Below are 17,677 nucleotides of genomic sequence, written 5' to 3' on the forward strand. Positions count from 1 at the left end.
GCACGTTCCACGCCCACGTCCAGAGACGGCCGCTACCCTCTCCGGGTGCCGATCCGTTCGAAGTCCCTCATCCGCCCCGTCGCCGCTCTGACCCTCGTCGTCGGTCTCGGCGCCGGCCTCACCGCGTGCGGTTCGGGCTCGCCGATCGACAACATCGTCGGCGGCGCGATCGACAGCAGCGTCGAGGGCCTCACCGGCACCGTGCAGCAGGCCGTCGAAGACGCCGCGGGCGAGGCGCTCGGCGGAGCCGGCATCACGACGGACGGCACGCTCCCCGAGTCGTTCCCCGCCGAGGTCCCGCTCGTCGAGGGCACCGTGCGTGGGGGCGGCGCCGGGCCCGAGGGGTCCGGCTGGGTGGCTCAGATCACCGTCTCGGGCGCCGACCGCTTCACCGTCGCGCAGCAGCAGCTCGAGCAGGCCGGCTACACGGCCAGCGGGGTGGACTCCGACGCGGACAGCGGCTTCGGCACATTCACGGGCCCGGCGTACCGCGTCGTGCTCACCGTGTCGACCGACACCGACGGGGTCTCGACGGCGACCTACGTCGTCACCCCCGTCTGACCTCCGCACTCGCGGGCGTCCGCGCCGCGCCGGCCGCCCCGACCCGGCGTCGTCAGGCGAAGAGCGTCTCGCCGACCCAGCCGTTCTCCGACGCGCCCGGCGGCACCGCGAAGATCGCCGAGCCGACGTGCTTGACGTACTCGTTCATGCGATCGCTGCGGGCGAGCGACTGCTGGATCGGCACGAACTGCCTCCGGCTGTCGCGGTTGAAGCAGATGAAGAACAGCCCCGCGTCGAGGCGTCCGAGCTCGTCGTTGCCGTCGACGAAGTTGTAGCCGCGCCGCAGCAGGGTGGCCCCGTCGTTGTTCTGCGGGTGGGCGAGCGCGACGTGCGAGTCGGGCGCGATGGCCGGCCCGCCGGTCGAGGCCGCGGCGGCGAAGTCGGGTGCGGTGAACTCCGATCCGCCCGACAGCGGGGCCCCCTCGCCCTTGTCACGGCCGACGACGGTCTGCTGCTCGGCGAGGGAGGCGCGGTCCCAGGTCTCGATCGTCATCCGGATCTTCCGGGCGACGAGGTACGACCCGCCCGCCATCCAGGCGGCGCCGTCGCCCTCGGTCGCCCAGACGCCGTCGGCGACGGCCCCGGTGTCCTCGGCCTTGACGTTCGCGGTGCCGTCCTTGAAGCCGAACAGGTTGCGCGGAGTGGTCTGCCCGCGGGTCGTCGACGAGGTGCGGCCGAAGCCGAGCTGCGACCAGCGGAGGGAGGCGCGGCCGAAGGCGATCCGCGACAGGTTGCGGATCGCGTGCACGGCCACCTGGGGGTCGTCGCTGCACGCCTGCACGCAGAGGTCGCCGCCGCTGGCCGCCTCGATCAGCTGATCGCCCGAGAAGTGCGGCAGGTCGATCAGCGCGGCAGGGCGTCGCGAGGCCAGCCCGAAGCGGTCGACGCCCGTGGCGGTGGTGAAGAGCGTCGGGCCGAAGCCGATGGTCACGGTGAGCCCGGCCGCGGGCAGGCCGAGGGCCTCGCCGGTGTCGTCAGGAGGCGCGGCGAGCGACCCGCCCGTCGCCCCCGTCGGACTCACGTCCAACCCGGCGGTCAGTCTCGACGCGGCGTAGCTCCAGTCCTTCAGCAGCTCGACCAGCTCGGCGCGCGTGGTGCCGTCCGAGACGTCGAACGCCGCGAAGTGCAGGCGGTCCTGCGCGGCGGTGGTGACGCCCGACTGATGCGGTCCGAAGAACGGGTACGTCGCCGCCGCGCCCGAGCCGCCCGCGGTGTGCGCGACGACCGCGCGGTCGGCTCCGATCCCGACGCCGAGACCGAGCACGCCGGCGCCGACGCCCGTGCCGACGAGTCCGAGCAGGCCCCGTCGCGACAGCCCCGGTCGCTCGGCGGCGCCGCCCGTCTCTCGGGCGCCGTCAGTCCCGCCCACGCTGCGGGCCACCGTCAGGAGACCAGGGCCGCGGTCAGCCGGCTGAGCGGCTCGCTGAGCGCGTTGACGGCGTCCGACAGCTTCTTCTTGTCGGCGTCGGTCAGCTCGGTGTAGGCCGGGTAGCCCGAGTCGAGGCTCCCGTAGCCGGCGAGCAGGGTCTCGACCGAGGTCATCTCGTCGTCGATCGAGGTCGCGAGCTCCGGGTCCTCCTCGTCGACGATGTCGCGGACGCCGTCGAAGGCGACACGGGCCCCCTCGAGGTTGCCCTGGAAGTCGTAGAGGTCGGTGTGCGACCAGATCTCCTCCTCGCCGGTGATCTTGCCGGTGGCGACCTCGTCCATCAGGCCGACCGCCCCGTTCGCGATCGTGTCGATGCCGACCGAGAAGTCGTCGGCCGTCACCTCGTCGTAGAGGTCGGCGGTGTCGCCGGTCAGCAGGTCGGCGAACCGCTGGCGCTCGGCGGGTGTCAGGGCGACGTACGCCGCGCCGCCGTTCGCGTCGGCCGACGGCTGCCAGAGGTCCTTCTCGATGCGGTGCCAGCCGGTCCACTCGGTGCCGGGCTCGACGTCGGCCTCTCGGAAGTCGATCTTCGGGTCCAGGTCGCCGAACGACTCGGCGACCGGCTCGATGCGCTCGTAGTGCGCCCGGGCGGTCGGGTAGAGAGCGCGCGCCCGGTCGTCGTCACCGGAGGTGTACGCGGCCAGGAACTCGTCCGTCGCCGCGACGAGCTGCCCGGTCTGGTCCTTCACGTAGCCGACGTAGGCGGCGGCCGCCGCGTCGATGCGCTCCTTCTCCGAGCCGGTCGGCTCGACGGCGCTGCCCGAGTCGGTGACGGTGAACGTCGCGCGGACGCCCTCGCCGACGAGGCCCGGGACGCACGCGGTGTAGTAGTCGCCCGCGGGCACCGACACGGTCATCGAGCCGGATGTCCCCGGCCCGATGTTCTCCTTCTCGCTGATGATCCGCAGGCCGTCGTCGGCGAGCAGCTCGAACTCGCTGTTGTCGCTTCCCGTGTTCGTCATCGTGAACGTGACGGGGCCGCTCGGCACCGAGGTCGTCGACAGCACGCAGCCGTCGTCGGACCCGTCGACGGTCACGGCGGTGGCCGCGGACGAGCCGGCCGGCGTGTTCGCGACGCAGCCGGTGAGGGCCAGCACGACCACGGCGAGGCCGGAAGCGACGCCGAGGGGGTGGACGAGGCGGGCGGGGCGAGCGGTCATTCGTGGGCTCCTGCGGTGCGGGGGGTGAGAGTGGTGGACTCGGATCCGGAGGCGGCGGGACGGGTCGGCCCGCGCCTCCTCGTGGCGCGTGCGACGAGCGGGACGACGACGGCGAGGTAGACGAGCCAGCCGCCGAGCTGCAGCCAGCTCGGGGTCGGGGTGAAGTTCACGAGACCCTGCAGCAGCACGCCCTGGGGGCTCGTCGGCGGCACGGCCGAACTGACGTCGAACGCCGTGGAGGTGCGGCCCGGCAGCACGCCGGCCTCTTGCAGGTCTCCGATCCCGTAGGCGAGCACCCCGGCCGCGACCACCACCAGGAAGTACCCGGTCACGGTGAAGAACCGCCGGAGGTCGATGGTCATCACACCGCGGTGGATGGCGACGCCGATCGCGACCGCGCTGAGGATCCCGAGCAGGGCGCCGAGCAGGGGCACGGGCCCCCCGCCGGTCGACTGCACCGCGGCCCAGACGAAGAGGGCCGTCTCGATGCCCTCGCGACCGACCGACAGGAAGCCGAGTGCGACGATCGCCCAGGCGCCGCCCTCGAGCGCCCGGTCGAGACCCGACTGCAGCTCGTGCTTCATGCTCCGCGCCGTGCGGGCCATCCAGAAGACCATCCAGGTGACGAAGCCGACGGCGACGAGCGAGAGCCCGCCGCCGATGATCTCCTGCGCCTGGAAGGTCAGGCCGTAGGCGCCGAAGGTGAGGACGGCGCCGACGCCGAGCGACAGCACGACGGCGGCCGTGACGCCGAGCCACAGCCGGGGGAGGACGTCCCGGCGATCGACCTTGACGACGTAGGCGACGAGGATGCCGACGACGAGCGAGGCCTCGAGGCCCTCTCGGAGTCCGATGAGGTAGTTGGCGAGCACTGATGGGACCTTCGGGTCGGCGGCGTACGGGCGGCATCGGCGGCGCCTGGGGCGGTCGGGACTCGACCGCACGGGGTGGTTTGGTTAGGCTAACCTTGCTAAGGGTCGGCTGACGAGGACCGACCATAGTGCCGGGCGGCCTATCCTGTCCAGTGATGACTTACTTCGGCACGCCTGGTGGCGACGGCACCGGCTCAGCGGCCCCCCGGGTCGAACGGGTGCTCGTCGTGCACGCCCACCCCGACGACGAGACGATCACGACGGGGGGCACCCTCGCGACCCTGGTCGACGCGGGTGCGAGCGTCACCGTCGTGTCCTGCACGCGCGGAGAGCTCGGAGAGGTGATCCCCGACGACCTCGCACGACTGCGCGACGACGAGGCCGCGCTGGCGGTCCACCGAGAGGGCGAGATCGCCGCGGCGCTCCGCGAGCTCGGCGTGCGCGACCACCGGTTCCTCGGCGACGTCGGCGCGCGGACGCCCGGTCTCGAGCCCCGCGTCTACCGCGACAGCGGCATGGTGTGGCGCTCCGACGGCGTCGCCGGTCCGACCGACGACCTCCACCCGGCCGCCTTCTGCGCGGCCGAGTTCGGTGAGATCGTGTCCGATCTCTCCGCCGTCGTCGACGCCGTCCGGCCCACGGTCGTCGTCTCGTACGACGACGACGGCGGCTACCACCACCCCGACCACGTCCGTGCGAACCGGGCCGCCGTCCGAGCCGCCCGCCTGGCGGGTGTGCCCTACTTCGCCATCGTCGCGGGCGCCGACGAGGCGACCGGCGTCGAGGCCGAGGCCCTGCGCGACGACCCCTCGGTCGTGACGATGGACGTCCGACCCGTGGCGCCCCGGGTCGTGGCCGCGCTCCGTGGGTACCGCACGCAGCTCGAGGTCGTAGACCTGCCCGGCGGCGGAGCGGGCATCCGCTACCCGCACGGCCGGGTCGACCGCCTGGCGTCGACCGAGTCGTTCCGCTTCGTGGCGGACCCCGACGAGCTCGCGCCGCTCCCGGCGAACACCTCCGAGCTGAGCGACATGAGTCTCGGAGGCAAGATCGGCACGTATCTGCTGTCCGTCGCGGCGGGCGCCGTCTTCGGCGCTATCGGCACGGTCGCGCATCAGGGCACGACGTCGATCGGCGGCGCGGTGGTGCCCACCGGTCTCGTGCTCTCGCTGATCATGGCGCTCGCCCTGCTCGTCGGCTTCCGCCAGGTCTTCCGGTCGCGCACCGTCGTGGCGGCCGTCGCGCTCGGACTGCTCGGGGTCACCGCGCTGCTCTCCCAGCCCGGTGCCGGCGGCTCGGCGCTCGTCCCCGCGAATCCCGCCGGCTACCTCTGGACGTTCGGCCCCGTGCTGATCGCCACGGTCGTGCTCGCGTGGCCCTTCCTCGACGGGGGAGCCAACGTGCAGCGAGGCCGCGATAAGATGAACGCCTTGCCCGACGCGAAGGGAACACCCGAGACGTGACGTATGTGATCGCACTTCCCTGTGTGGATGTCAAAGACCGAGCCTGCATCGACGAATGCCCCGTCGACTGCATCTACGAGGGCGAGCGTTCGCTCTACATCCACCCCGACGAATGCGTCGACTGCGGTGCGTGCGAGCCCGTCTGCCCCGTCGAGGCCATCTACTACGAAGACGACCTCCCCGACAAGTGGGCCGACTACTACAAGGCCAACGTCGAGTTCTTCGACGAGATCGGCTCGCCCGGCGGCGCGGCCAAGGTCGGCGTCATCGCGAAAGACCACCCCGTCATCGCCGTCCTCCCGCCCCAGGGCTAGCGAGTCCGTCGTGGCGCTCGATCTCCCCGACTTCCCATGGGACTCCCTCTCCGAGCTCGCGACGACGGCACGGGCGCACCCCGGTTCGATCGTCGACCTCTCGGTCGGGTCGCCGGTCGATCCGACCCCGGTCGTCGTCCGCGACGCTCTGACGGCCGCCACCGACGCGCACTCCTATCCGCAGGTCGCGGGCACACCCGCCCTGCGTGAGGCGATCGTCGAGTGGTACGCCCGGCGACGCGGAGTCACGGGTCTCGACACCGACGCCGTGCTCCCGACGATCGGGTCGAAAGAGCTGATCGCCGGCATGGCCCTCTGGCTCGGCCTGGGCCCCGGCGACACGATCGTGCATCCGGCGAACGCCTACCCGACCTACGCGCTCGGCGCCGCGCTCGTGGGCGCCGACGCCGTCGCCTCCGACGATCCGGCGTCATGGCCCGAGTCGACCTGTCTCGTCTGGCTCAACAGCCCCGGCAACCCCGACGGCTCCGTGCTCGACGTCGAGCGGCTCGCCGCCGCGGTGGCCCGTGCCCGCGAACTCGGCGCCGTGATCGCCGGCGACGAATGCTACGCCGAGCTCGGCTGGGAGGGCGAGTGGGCCACGCGACCCACGCCGTGCATCCTCGACCCCCGTGTGGTCGGTGACCGGCTCGACGGGGTCGTCAGCGTCTACTCGCTGAGCAAGCAGTCGAACCTGGCGGGGTACCGGGCGGGCTTCGTGGCCGGCGACCCGGCCGTCATCGGCCAGCTGCTCGCCGTCCGCAAGCACGCGGGTCTCATGCCGCCGGCTCCCGTCCAGGAGGCCATGCGCGTGGCACTCGGCGACGAGGCGCACGTGGCCGAGCAGAAGGCGCTGTACCGCGCGCGACGCGCAGCCCTGGCGCCGGCCCTCGAGGGCGCCGGTTTCCGCATCGACCACAGCGAGGCGGGTCTCTACCTCTGGGTCACCCGCGACGAAGACGCCTGGCAGAGCGCCGCCTGGCTGGCCGAGCGGGGCATCCTCGTGGCGCCCGGATCGTTCTACGGCGCCGAGGGCGGGCGGCACGTCCGCGTGGCCCTGACGACGACCGACGAGCGCATCGCCGCCGCCGTGGAGCGCCTCGAGCACTGACCGCTAGGCTGGCGGAGTGACTGACACTGCCAACGACGCCCAGAAGGCCACGCTGCAGTTCCCGGGGGGAACAGCCGAGTTCCCGATCGTCCCGAGCACCGAAGGTGCCTCGTCGATCGACATCTCGACGTTCACCAAGCAGACCGGTTTCACCACCCTCGACAACGGGTTCGTGAACACCTCGACCGCCCGCAGCAAGATCACCTACATCGACGGTGATCAGGGCATCCTGCGCTACCGGGGCTATCCGATCGAGCAGATCGCCGCGAACTCGACCTACCTCGAGACCGCCTGGCTGCTCATCTACGGCGAACTGCCCACCCCCGACGAGCTGGCGGGCTTCGACGCCCGCATCCGCCGCCATACCCTGCTGCACGAAGACCTCCGTCGGTTCTTCGACGCACTGCCGCATTCGGCTCACCCGATGTCCGTGCTCTCGAGCGCCGTCGGTGCGCTCGGCACGTTCTACGAGGGCTCGATGAGCACCTCCGACCCCGAGCAGGTCGAGCTGCAGACGATCCGTCTGCTGGCGAAGCTGCCGGTGATCGCCGCGTACGCGCACAAGAAGAGCCTCGGTCAGGCGTTCCTCTACCCCGACAACTCGCTCAGCTTCGTCGACAACTTCCTCAAGCTGAACTTCGGCACGATGGCCGAGCCGTACGAGGTGAACCCCGTCCTCTCGAAGGCGCTCGAGCGCCTCCTCATCCTGCACGAAGACCACGAGCAGAACGCGTCGACGTCGACCGTTCGACTCGTCGGCTCGACGCAGGCGAACATGTTCTCGTCGATCTCCGCCGGCATCAGCGCCCTCTACGGCCCCTTGCACGGCGGGGCGAACGAGGCCGTGCTGTCGATGCTGGCCGACATCAAGGCCAGCGGCCAGGGCGTCGAGCGCTTCGTCGAGCGGGTGAAGAACAAAGAAGAGGGCGTCAAGCTCATGGGCTTCGGCCACCGGGTCTACAAGAACTACGACCCGCGCGCGAAGCTCGTCAAAGAGAGCGCGAACGAGGTCCTCGCCGCCCTCGGCGTCAAAGACGACCTGCTCGACATCGCGATGGAGCTGGAGGGCATCGCCCTCGCCGACGACTACTTCGCCGAGCGCAGGCTCTACCCGAACGTCGACTTCTACACCGGGGTCATCTACAAGGCCATGGGGTTCCCGCCCCGCATGTTCACGGTGCTCTTCGCGATCGGGCGTCTGCCGGGCTGGATCGCCCACTGGCGCGAGATGAACGCCGACGCCACGACCAAGATCGGCCGCCCGCAGCAGCTGTACCTGGGCGAGACCCAGCGCGACTGGCCCCAGCGCTGACCGCGCATCGGTCGCCGCGAACACGACGCCCCGGCGTCGGCGCCGCACCCGCATCTCGTGGGTGTCGCGTCGAAGCCGGGGCGTCGTGCTGTCAGCAGCCGCAGCAGCGACAGCGACAGCAGCCGCAGCCGCAGCGGTAGCGATCGCCGTCGCAGCAGCAGCAGCCGCTAGGCGTGCAGCTGCGAGTTCAGCGTGATGCCGTGGCCCTTGCGCGGCAGCACCTCGACGGCGCCCGTCAGCGAGTTGCGGCGGAACAGCAGACCGGGCCGCCCCGAGAGCTCGACGGCCTTGACGGTCTGGGTCGAGCCGTCCGACGACGTCGTGCCGCCGACGACGACCACCTTGGTGCCGGCGGTGACGTAGAGCCCCGCCTCGACCACGGTGTCGTCGCCGATCGAGATGCCGATGCCGCTGTTCGCGCCGAGCAGCGCGCGCTCGCCGATCGTGACGCGCTGCGCGCCTCCTCCCGACAGGGTGCCCATGATGGAGGCGCCGCCGCCGATGTCGGATCCGTCGCCGACGACGACGCCCTGCGAGATGCGGCCCTCGACCATCGACGTGCCGAGGGTGCCGGCGTTGAAGTTGACGAAGCCCTCGTGCATGACGGTCGTGCCGGGGGCGAGGTACGCGCCGAGGCGGACGCGCGAGGCGTCGGCGATGCGGACCCTCTCGGGCGAGACGTAGTCGAGCATGCGGGGGAACTTGTCGATGCCGGTGGTCGCGATGCCGGCGCGCTGCAGGGCGGGGCGGAGGCGGGCGAAGTCGTCGGGGTGCACCGGGCCGGCGTTCGTCCACGTGACGATCGGCAGGTGCCCGAAGACGCCGTCGAGGTTGACCGTGTTCGGCTTGACCAGCAGGTGGCTGAGCAGGTGCAGGCGCAGGTAGGCGTCGGAGGTGGACGCAGGAGGCGCGCTCAGCTCGATCTCGACGGTCACCGGCACGAGATCGACGGCGCGGCGGGCGTCGGGCCCGGCGGCGTCGGCGATCTCGGCCGGGACGAGTGCGGGGTCGCGGTCGGCGGGCAGGCGGCCGAGCGAGGGGGAGGGGAACCAGGTGTCGAGCGTCGTGCCGTCGGCGGAGACGGTCGCCAGCCCGTCACCGTAGGCGTGGGTGGCGGCGGTGTCGTCGGAAGTCATGAGGTCAACCGTATCGGCCCGACTCCGTGCGGTCACGGGGTGCGACGACCGCAGCAGGCGCTCCCTCGGCCCCCGTACACTCGGGGCCATGCCGAAGATCGACCTCAGCGTGTCCGCCGTCGACGTCACCCGCCAGCTCTGCGACATCGAGTCCGTCTCCGGCGACGAGGGTCGCATCGCCGACACGATCGCCGAGACCCTGGCGGGGCACGACCATCTCGAGGTGGTGCGCGACGGCGACGCGATCGTCGCCCGCACGAGCCTGGGTCGGGCGCAGCGCGTCGTGGTGGCGGGGCACATCGACACCGTGCCCCTGAACGACAACCTCCCGACCCGCTACGAGACCGAAGACGGCGTCGAGTTCCTCTGGGGCCGCGGCACCGTCGACATGAAGGCCGGCTGCGCCGTGCACCTGCGGCTGGCCGTCGAGCTGACCGAGCCCAACGTCGACGTGACCTGGGTCTGGTACGACCACGAGGAGGTCTCCGACTCCCTCAACGGCCTGGGCCGCCTCGTCCGCACCCGCCCCGAGCTGCTCCAGGCCGACTTCGCCATCCTCGGCGAGCCCACGCGCAGCGAGATCGAGGGCGGCTGCAACGGCAACCTCCGGGCGGAGATCCGCACCACGGGTCGCCGGTCGCACAGCGCCCGCTCGTGGATCGGCGACAACGCCATCCACCGCGCCGCCCCCATCCTCGACCTGCTCGCCGCCTACGAGGCCCGCGAGGTCGAGGTCGACGGCCTCGTCTACCGCGAGGGGCTGAACGCCGTCGGCATCGCGGGCGGTGTCGCCGGCAACGTCATCCCCGACGAGTGCGTCGTCACCGTCAACTACCGCTTCGCCCCCAGCCGCTCCGGCGACGAGGCCGTCGCCCATGTGCGCGAGCTGTTCGCCGGCTTCGACGTCGTGGTCGTCGACCTCGCCGAAGGGGCTCGACCCGGGCTCGACGCCCCGTTGGCCGCGCAGTTCCTGGCCGCGGTCGGCGGTGAGGCGAAGCCGAAGTACGGCTGGACGGACGTCGCGCGCTTCTCCGCCCTCGGCGTGCCCGCCGTGAACTACGGCCCCGGCGACCCGCTCCTCGCCCACCACGACGACGAGCGGGTGCCGCTCGAGCAGATCGTCGACAACGAACGCGGACTGCGGGCGTGGCTGACGGCCTGACCGTCGGAGACGCGACCCGCGCCTCCTCGGCGGGCGAAGGAGGCGCGGGTCGTCGCCGAGCTCGTCGCGCGCTGGTCGTCCGCTACCGTCTCACCCCCTGGTGGGCGCGGGTGCTCGTCGTGTTCGTCGCCTCCCGCGTCGTCAGCACCGCTCTCCTGCTCGGCTTCGCGCGGGTGCAGGGGCCCAACGCGTGGACGCTGCCGAGCCCGGACTACGCGAGCTTCGCCACCATCTGGGACGGCCACTGGTACTACATCATCTCGGCGGTCGGCTACCCGACGACCCTGCCGATCACCTCGACCGGGAACGTCGGCGAGAGCGCGTGGGCCTTCATGCCGGTGTACCCGTTCACGGTCCGTGCCCTGACCGAGCTGACCGGGGTGCCGTTCGCACCGCTCGCCGTGTTCGTCTCGGTCCTCTGCGCCGCCGGCACGGCCCTGCTGCTGCACCGACTGATGCGGCACGTGCTGCCCGAGGGCACGGCGCTCTTCACGGTCGCGCTGTTCTGCTTCTCGCCCCTCTCGCCGCTGCTGCAGGTGGCCTACGCCGAGTCGATGTTCCTGCTGCTGCTCTGCGCCTGCCTCCTCCTGCTGGTGCGTCGTCAGTACCTGCCGATGCTGCCCCTCGTGGCCGCGCTGTCGTTCACGCGACCGGGCGCCCTCGCTCTCGCCCTCGCGATCGGACTGCACGCCGTCCACCGATGGTCCACGCGCGCCCGCGACCCGTTCCCGCGCCGCGAGATGATCGCCGTCTCGGTGTCGGCGGTGACCACCGCGGTGCTCGGCGTCGGCTGGCTGATCGTGGCGGGCGTCGTCACGGGGCGGCCGGACGCCTACACGGCCACCGAGCTGGCATGGCGGGCGCCCTACGTGGGGTACGGGCCGCTGGTGCCCTTCTCCGCCTGGTTCGAGGGGGCCGCCTTCTGGTCGCGGATGAGCGGCGGGTTCCCCGTCGGGGCGCTGTTCGTGCTCGCCGTGCTGGGTCTCGCCGTGCTCCTGCTGGGGCCGTGGGGGCGCCGGATCGGAGTCGACCTGCGCCTCTGGGGAGTCGCCTACGCGCTCTATCTGCTCGCCGTGTTCTTCCCGCAGTCGAGCACCTGGCGACTGCTGATGCCGCTCTTCCCGCTGCTGGGCATCCTCGCGGTGCCCCGTTCGCGCGTCTGGCGCGTGGGGCTGCTGCTGGTCTTCGTCGCCGGGCAGTTCGCCTGGCTGTACTACAGCTGGTGGGTCGACGGCTACGACTGGACGCCGCCGTGATCGGCCGACGACCGAAGGGCGTTTAGGTGCGGGCGTACAAATCACGGATAATAGGACGAGCATCTTTGCGAAAGGGGACTATCTGATGGCAGCCATGAAGCCGAGGACCGGCGACGGACCTATGGAAGCCGTGAAGGAGGGTCGTCTCATCATCGTGCGTGTTCCGCTCGAGGGTGGGGGACGCCTCGTGGTGTCGGTCAACGACGACGAAGCCAGAGAGCTCCACGACGCCCTCGCGAGCGTCGTCGGCGCTTAGTCGGCCACCTTCCCAGCACCATCGCGAGCAGCCCCGCCGATCACCGATCGGCGGGGCTGCTCCGTCGTTCAGAGCTTGACGAGCTGCAGGAGTCCGTCGCCGGCCGTCGACAGCGAGCTGATCACCGCGGGGGAGGTCGAGACCTCGGTCAGCAGCGTGCGGAACTGCGTCGTCGTGGCATCCCGTCGGGCGGGGTTCGCGACCGAGCCGTGCCAGAGCGCGTGGGCGACCAGCACGAGTCCGCCCGGGCGGGCGAGGCGCAGACCGTGCTCGACGTACTCGATGACGGAGCCAGGATCGGCGTCGACGAAGACGATGTCGTACGAGTTCTCGTTCATCCGCGGCAGCACCTCGGAGGCGCGGCCGGTGATGAGACGGAACCTGTTCACCGGCACGCCGGCGCCGAGGTAAGCGTCGCGGGCGGCCTGCTGGTGGTCGACCTCGCGGTCGATCGACGTGAGGGTCGCCCGGGGTGCGCCGTGCAGCAGCCAGAGACCGCTGACGCCGACGCCGGTTCCGATCTCGATGATGTTCTTCGCACCCGATGCGGCCGCGACGACCGCGAGCTGCGCGCCGACGGCGGGGGAGACCGGTTCGACCCCGACCTCGAGCGAGTGCTGACGAGCCTCTGCGAGCGGACCGCTCTCGGTGACGAGCTCTTCGGCGAATTTCCAGCTTGACTCTATTTGCGACACACCCACTCCTCGAAAGGCCAACTCTAGGGGGTGGCCCCCGGCGGCACCGGTTAGTCTGCTTGCGTGTCCCTCTCCGGTCTGACGTTCGACAAGCTGCTCATCGTGGGTGTGCTGGCCGTCTTCCTGCTCGGGCCCGATCGTCTGCCCGTCTACGCGTCGAAGCTCGCTCAGCTCGTCAAGTCGGTCAAGAACATGGCCAACGGCGCCAAAGAGCGCATGCGCAGCGAGATGGGCCCCGAATTCGACGAGGTCGAGTGGCAGAAGCTCGACCCTCGGCAGTACGACCCCCGCCGCATCATCCGCGATGCGCTCCTCGATCCGCCGAGCGGGGGCGCCACGGCCGTGACCCCCGCAGCCATGGCGACGGCCGGGGCGGTCGCCGCGGGTCTGCCCTCCCGCGGCCCGGCGCCGCGCTCCGTGCCGCTCGCCGCCGGCGAGGTCGCGCCCTACGACTCCGAGGCCACCTAGGCCGCTCGTCTCGGCGCCTGCGCTCAGACACCCCCGTGCAGGCCGGCTACCCGTGTCGCCTCGGCGCGGAGCGCGTCGACCACGCGACGGACGCTCGGCCTCTCGGCCCGGTCGCGGCGCATCAGCGCCGAGACGTAGCGGACGGCCCGGATGTTCTCCAGAGGCAGCAGGACCATGTCGTCCCGCGCCTCCTTCGCGGTGAATCGGGGCAGCACGGCGATGCCGAGACCCGCACCCACCAGCGACTCGGTGACCTTCGTGTCGCTGAAGCGCTGCGAGATGCGCACGGGGCTGCCGGTGACGCGCTCGATCTCGGTGTAGACCCACTCGAACGGGAAGCCGCTCGGCACCCCGATCCAGCTCTCGCCCTCCAGATCGGAGGGGGAGAGCGAGGCCCGGCCCGCCAGGCGGTGGTCGGCGGGGAGGGCGATGTCGAGCGGCTCGGTGAGCAGGGGGACGTTGACGAGGCCGCGCCCCCGCCAGGAGCGGCTCTCGGACGCGTGTGCGACGACGACGTCGTGGTCGCCCGCCAGGTCGGCGAACTCGCGGATGGACGGGTCGTGGTCCGTGGCCACGACGACGAGACCCGGCGTCTCGGCGACGGTCCGCAGCAGGCCGGGCAGCAGCATCTGGCCTCCCGTGGGGAAGGTCGCGAGGGTGACCTCTCCTTGGGGGGTCGCGATGAAGTCGGCCCAGACCGCCTGGGCCCGCTCGAGCGCGACGGCGACGTCGGTGGCGGTCTGGGCCAGCACGCGCCCCGAGCCGGTCAGGACGACGCCGCGCCCGATGCGCTCGGTGAGCGCCACGCCGGCCTCCTTCTCGAGGATCTTCAGCTGCTGTGACACCGCTGACGGGGTGCGGTGCGTGGCCCGCGCCACGGCGGCGATGCTGCCCCGCTCTGCCAGCTCCCGGAGCAGTTCGAGTCTCTTGACATCCATGTAGACAATCTACGGTGTTCCGGTAGCAACGTGAGATTGTTCTACGCCTTTGCAAGGCGCAGAATAGAAGAGTCCTCGGAGCGACCCCATGCGCTCCGGCCCCTCGGTCGACCTGGTCCCGAGGCTCGGGTGTCCGTCGGATGCACGGCGGCTCCACCCATCACGCACGACGTCGAACCGCGTCGTGTCCGCACCACCAGACCGCGCGACGCATCGCGCCAAGAAAGAGAAACACCATGTTGACCGGAATCATCGTCCTCGCCATCGCCGCCGTCGTCGGCATCACCGGGTCGATCGTCTCCGTCGCTCGCGACGGCTTCCACGCGATCCCCACCAAGACCTACACCCGCTGGAGCTAGGTCCGCCGCCGTCGCCACTCGCGACGGCCACCGCCGAGGGGCGTCTCGCATCGCGAGGCGCCCCTCTCGCATGCCCGGGGTCGCCCGGGGCGAGGGCGGCTCAGCCGACGCTGAGGCCGAGCTTCCGCCCGGCGAGTCCGCGTTCGCGCACCGCGAGCCGGTCGGCGAGGGCCTCGATGGCCCGTGCCGCGGGGTCGGAGGGGGCAGCGAGCACGACGGGCGTGCCCGCGTCGCCGCCCTCGCGCAGGGCCAGACTCAGCGGCACGCTCGCGAGGACTGTCACCGGCTCGTCCTGCCCGGTCGACAGCCGGCGGGCCGTCTCGGCGCCGCCGCCCGAGCCGAACAGCTCGAGCACGGAACCGTCGGCCTGGGGGAGACCGGCCATGTTCTCGACGACGCCGAGGAGGCGCTGGCCGGTCTGGCGCGCGACCACACCGCTGCGCTCGGCCACGTCGGCCGCCGCGGGCTGCGGTGTCGTCACCACGAGCACCTCGGCGTGGGGCAGCAGCTGCCCGACCGAGATCGCGACGTCGCCGGTGCCCGGGGGCAGGTCGAGCAGCAGCACGTCGAGATCCCCGAAGTAGACGTCGGTGAGGAACTGCTGGATCGTCCGGTGCAGCATGGGCCCGCGCCACGCCACGGCGGTCGACGCGTCGTCGACGAACATGCCGATCGAGATCACCTTCACCCCATGGGCGACAGGCGGCAGGATCATGTCGTCGACCTGCGTCGGCTTGACCGATGCTCCGTCGTCGCCGACGAGACCCAGGAGGCCGGGGATGCTGAATCCGTAGACGTCGGCGTCGACGATGCCGACGGCGAGCCCCCGGGCGGCCAGCGACACCGCGAGGTTCGCGGTGACCGTCGACTTGCCGACCCCGCCCTTGCCGCTGGTCACGGCGTAGACGCGGGTGAGCGTCTCGGGCCCGAACTGCATGCCCCTCGCGGCCCGGCCGGCGCGCAGCTTCTCGGTCAGGGCGCGCCGCTCGTCGCGGGTCATGACCGTCACGTCGACGTCGACCGCCGTGACGCCGGCCACGGACGCGGTGGCGGCGCGCACGTCGCGTTCGATGGTGTCGGCGGCGGGGCAGCCGACGATGGTGAGCTTCACGGTCACCCGCGCCGCGCCTCCTCGGTCGACGGAGACGTCTCCGATCATGTCGAGCTCGGTGACGGGCTTGCGGATCTCGGGGTCGAGCACGCGACCCAGCGCGCGTCGGACGCCCTCGACCAGCGGACCGGACGTCGTGTCGTCGTCAGCCACGGTGCCCGTCGTGTCTCGTGTCGTGCCGCTGCTCGCGACGAGCCGGGGCCGAGGAGGCGCGGGTCGTGTCGGACTCGTCCGCGTCGCGTCGGTCGAGCTCGTCGAGCATCGAACGGAGCTCGGCGCGGATGAAGTCCTTGCTCGCCATGTCGCGCATGGCGATGCGGAGCGCGACGACCTCGCGGGCCAGGTACTCGGTGTCGGCGAGGTTGCGCTCGGCGCGCTGACGGTCCTGTTCGAACTGCACCCGGTCGCGGTCGTCCTGACGGTTCTGCGCGAGCAGGATGAGCGGCGCCGCGTACGAGGCCTGCAGCGAGAGGATGAGCGTCAGGGCCGTGAAGCCGATGGCGGCGCTGTCGAAGCGCCAGGCCTCGGGGGCGATGGTGTTGAAGATCATCCACGCGACGCAGAACAGCGTCAGCGCGATCAGGAAGTACGGCGTGCCCATCCCGCGCGCGACGGACTCGGTCGCGCGACCGAACCGGTCGCGACCCGGGCCGCGACGACCCGGGAGCACCCGGGTGCGGAGCCCCTTCGGCGCGTCGAGCCGGACCGTGCTGCGGTTATCGCGTGCCACCGGGGGTCCTCCTCGCGGGCGTGTTGACGGGTGCGCGCCGCGGGCGCGGCCGGTTGCGGTTCAGGGGCTGACCCGGATCCTGGCTGCGCCAGTCGTCGGGGAGCACATGGTCGAGGACGTCGTCGATGGTCACCACCCCGACCAGGCGGTGGGCGGCGTCGACGACCGGCACCGAGACGAGGTTGTAGGTCGCCATGACCCGCGTGACCTCGAGGGCCGTGGCATCGACGCGCACGGGTTCGAGCTGCTGGTCGAGCAGCGTGCCGAGCCGTTCGTTCGGCGGGTAGCGCAGCATCCGCTGGAAGTGCACCATGCCGAGGAACCTGCCGGTGGGCGGCTCGTAGGGCGGCAGCGTGACGCACACCGCGGCGCCGAGGGCCGGCGCGAGCTCGTGCCGACGGATCAGGGCGAGCCCCTCGGCGACGGTGGCGTCGGCGGAGACGATCACCGGCTCGGTGGTCATCAGACCGCCCGCCGTGTCGGCGTCGTAGCTCAGCAGCATCCGGACGTCGTCGGCCTCGTCGGGCTCCATGAGGCCCAGCAGTTGCTCTTTGCGCTCTTCGCTGAGCTGCGCGATGAGGTCGGCCGCGTCGTCGGGCTGCATCTGGTCGAGCACGCCCGCCGCGCGGTGGTCGTCGAGCTGACCGAAGATGTCGATCTGCTCGGTCTCGGGCAGCTCTTCGAGCACGTCGGCGAGGCGGTCGTCGGAGAGCTCGGCCGCGACCTCGTGCCGGCGCTCGGGGGTGAGCTCGAGCAGGGTGTTCGCGAGGTCGGCGGGCACCAGGTCGGAGTACGCGGCGATCAGGTGCTCGGCGCTCTGCGCCTCGCCGTCGGCGTTCTCCTCTCGGACGTCCTGCCAGGAGGCGAAGGTCGTGGGCCCCTTGCCGAACGGCGACGGCGTCGACTTCGGCTTGCGGAGGAACAGCTGGCCGATCTCCCAGTCGCCCTCGGATACCTCGTCCATCGCGACGTCCTCGATGGTGGCCCGGCCGCCGTCGCGACGCAGGGTCACCTTGCGACCGAGCATCTCGGCGATGACCCGGGTCTCGCCGCCGCGCTGCTCGAAGCGGCGCAGGGTGATGAGTCCGTTCGTGATGATCTGACCCGAGCCGATGCTCGTGACCCGGCCGATGCCGACGAAGACGCGGCGTTTGCCGGGCACCTCGACGATCAGTCCGACCACCCGAGGGGGCTCGTCGCGACGGTAGACGACCAGGACGTCGCGGACCTTGCCGACCTTGTCGCCGGCGGGGTCGAAGACGGAGCACCCGGCGAGACGGGCGATGAAGACTCTGTTGGCGCTCACACGACCAATTTAGTCCGTCGAGACAGGCGCCCCGTGTT

19 protein-coding genes are annotated in these 17,677 nt (G+C 71.5%); 10 read left to right on the forward strand and 9 right to left on the reverse strand.

Annotation, left to right across the window (positions count from 1 at the left end; genetic code table 11):
- Window positions 1-45: 45 nt before the first annotated feature.
- On the forward strand, window positions 46-561 hold the full coding sequence (locus SOM13_RS00885; protein WP_320478645.1) for a hypothetical protein: 516 nt from the start codon (window positions 46-48) through the stop codon (window positions 559-561).
- 52 nt (window positions 562-613) lie between these two features.
- Here the strand turns inward: SOM13_RS00885 and efeB are convergent, their stop codons facing one another.
- Genes efeB through efeU form a run of 3 tightly spaced genes read right to left on the reverse strand, consistent with a single transcriptional unit; the run spans window position 614 to window position 4,022 of the window.
- On the reverse strand, window positions 614-1,930 hold the full coding sequence (gene efeB, locus SOM13_RS00890; RefSeq protein WP_320476999.1) for an iron uptake transporter deferrochelatase/peroxidase subunit: 1,317 nt from the start codon (window positions 1,928-1,930) through the stop codon (window positions 614-616).
- A 14-nt stretch (window positions 1,931-1,944) separates the two neighbouring features.
- On the reverse strand, window positions 1,945-3,150 hold the full coding sequence (efeO, locus tag SOM13_RS00895; RefSeq protein ID WP_320478646.1) for an iron uptake system protein EfeO: 1,206 nt from the start codon (window positions 3,148-3,150) through the stop codon (window positions 1,945-1,947).
- Window positions 3,147-4,022, reverse strand: a complete 876-nt coding sequence (gene efeU / locus SOM13_RS00900) for an iron uptake transporter permease EfeU (RefSeq protein WP_192059737.1) — start codon at window positions 4,020-4,022, stop codon at window positions 3,147-3,149. Before efeU ends, efeO begins: the two co-directional genes overlap by 4 nt.
- A gap of 155 nt (window positions 4,023-4,177) precedes the next feature.
- Here efeU and SOM13_RS00905 point away from each other — a divergent pair, with 155 nt between their 5' ends.
- From SOM13_RS00905 to SOM13_RS00920, 4 genes are read left to right on the forward strand one after another with little or no spacing between them, the layout of a single operon-like run.
- On the forward strand, window positions 4,178-5,485 hold the full coding sequence (locus tag SOM13_RS00905; RefSeq protein WP_192059740.1) for a PIG-L family deacetylase: 1,308 nt from the start codon (window positions 4,178-4,180) through the stop codon (window positions 5,483-5,485).
- Window positions 5,482-5,799, forward strand: a complete 318-nt coding sequence (gene fdxA, locus SOM13_RS00910) for a ferredoxin (RefSeq protein WP_192059742.1) — start codon at window positions 5,482-5,484, stop codon at window positions 5,797-5,799. Before SOM13_RS00905 ends, fdxA begins: the two co-directional genes overlap by 4 nt.
- Before the next feature lie 10 nt (window positions 5,800-5,809).
- Window positions 5,810-6,910 carry a succinyldiaminopimelate transaminase gene (gene dapC / locus SOM13_RS00915; protein ID WP_320478647.1) on the forward strand — a complete coding sequence of 367 codons (1,101 nt, stop codon included), beginning with the start codon at window positions 5,810-5,812 and terminating at the stop codon, window positions 6,908-6,910.
- A gap of 16 nt (window positions 6,911-6,926) precedes the next feature.
- Window positions 6,927-8,222 carry a citrate synthase gene (locus tag SOM13_RS00920; protein ID WP_192059746.1) on the forward strand — a complete coding sequence of 432 codons (1,296 nt, stop codon included), beginning with the start codon at window positions 6,927-6,929 and terminating at the stop codon, window positions 8,220-8,222.
- Window positions 8,223-8,389: 167 nt separating this feature from the next.
- On the opposite strand, the gene dapD is transcribed toward SOM13_RS00920, so the two are convergent.
- Window positions 8,390-9,358 carry a 2,3,4,5-tetrahydropyridine-2,6-dicarboxylate N-succinyltransferase gene (dapD, locus tag SOM13_RS00925; protein WP_192059748.1) on the reverse strand — a complete coding sequence of 323 codons (969 nt, stop codon included), beginning with the start codon at window positions 9,356-9,358 and terminating at the stop codon, window positions 8,390-8,392.
- Between the two features lie 88 nt (window positions 9,359-9,446).
- On the opposite strand from dapD, the gene dapE reads away from it, so the two are divergent.
- From dapE to SOM13_RS00940, 3 genes are all read left to right on the forward strand, one after another.
- Window positions 9,447-10,520: a succinyl-diaminopimelate desuccinylase gene (gene dapE, locus SOM13_RS00930; protein ID WP_320478648.1), complete on the forward strand. Its 1,074-nt coding sequence runs from the start codon at window positions 9,447-9,449 to the stop codon at window positions 10,518-10,520.
- Window positions 10,505-11,776 (forward strand): hypothetical protein, encoded by a 1,272-nt coding sequence (locus SOM13_RS00935; RefSeq protein WP_320478649.1) that lies wholly within the window; start codon window positions 10,505-10,507, stop codon window positions 11,774-11,776. Before dapE ends, SOM13_RS00935 begins: the two co-directional genes overlap by 16 nt.
- Before the next feature lie 85 nt (window positions 11,777-11,861).
- Window positions 11,862-12,032: a DUF3117 domain-containing protein gene (locus tag SOM13_RS00940; protein ID WP_082474961.1), complete on the forward strand. Its 171-nt coding sequence runs from the start codon at window positions 11,862-11,864 to the stop codon at window positions 12,030-12,032.
- Window positions 12,033-12,100: 68 nt separating this feature from the next.
- Here SOM13_RS00940 and SOM13_RS00945 read toward each other — a convergent pair whose 3' ends face one another.
- The gene (locus tag SOM13_RS00945) at window positions 12,101-12,727 is read right to left on the reverse strand and encodes an O-methyltransferase (protein WP_320478650.1); all 627 of its coding nucleotides are present in this window, start codon (window positions 12,725-12,727) and stop codon (window positions 12,101-12,103) included.
- Window positions 12,728-12,790: 63 nt separating this feature from the next.
- Between SOM13_RS00945 and SOM13_RS00950 the strand changes: the two genes are divergently transcribed.
- Window positions 12,791-13,195, forward strand: a complete 405-nt coding sequence (locus tag SOM13_RS00950) for a Sec-independent protein translocase TatB (protein ID WP_320478651.1) — start codon at window positions 12,791-12,793, stop codon at window positions 13,193-13,195.
- Window positions 13,196-13,218: 23 nt separating this feature from the next.
- Here the strand turns inward: SOM13_RS00950 and SOM13_RS00955 are convergent, their stop codons facing one another.
- Window positions 13,219-14,133 carry a LysR family transcriptional regulator gene (locus SOM13_RS00955; RefSeq protein ID WP_192059759.1) on the reverse strand — a complete coding sequence of 305 codons (915 nt, stop codon included), beginning with the start codon at window positions 14,131-14,133 and terminating at the stop codon, window positions 13,219-13,221.
- A 236-nt stretch (window positions 14,134-14,369) separates the two neighbouring features.
- Between SOM13_RS00955 and SOM13_RS00960 the strand changes: the two genes are divergently transcribed.
- Window positions 14,370-14,492, forward strand: coding sequence for a hypothetical protein (locus SOM13_RS00960; protein WP_255354969.1), 123 nt, complete (start codon window positions 14,370-14,372; stop codon window positions 14,490-14,492).
- A 100-nt stretch (window positions 14,493-14,592) separates the two neighbouring features.
- Here SOM13_RS00960 and SOM13_RS00965 read toward each other — a convergent pair whose 3' ends face one another.
- The 3 genes from SOM13_RS00965 to SOM13_RS00975 are packed head-to-tail and all read right to left on the reverse strand — an operon-like array spanning window position 14,593 to window position 17,639.
- Entirely contained in the window at window positions 14,593-15,756 is a 1,164-nt protein-coding gene (locus SOM13_RS00965; protein ID WP_320478652.1) for an Mrp/NBP35 family ATP-binding protein, read from the reverse strand.
- Complete coding sequence (locus SOM13_RS00970; RefSeq protein WP_192059763.1) at window positions 15,749-16,333, reverse strand: DUF1003 domain-containing protein; 585 nt, start codon at window positions 16,331-16,333, stop codon at window positions 15,749-15,751. Before SOM13_RS00970 ends, SOM13_RS00965 begins: the two co-directional genes overlap by 8 nt.
- Window positions 16,320-17,639 (reverse strand): magnesium transporter MgtE N-terminal domain-containing protein, encoded by a 1,320-nt coding sequence (locus SOM13_RS00975; protein WP_192059766.1) that lies wholly within the window; start codon window positions 17,637-17,639, stop codon window positions 16,320-16,322. The genes SOM13_RS00970 and SOM13_RS00975 overlap by 14 nt, the downstream gene beginning before the upstream one ends.
- Between the last annotated feature and the right edge of the window lie 38 nt (window positions 17,640-17,677).

The organism is Frigoribacterium sp. CFBP9030 (genome assembly GCF_034045195.1).
In the GTDB taxonomy this organism is placed as follows: Bacteria; Actinomycetota; Actinomycetes; order Actinomycetales; family Microbacteriaceae; genus Frigoribacterium.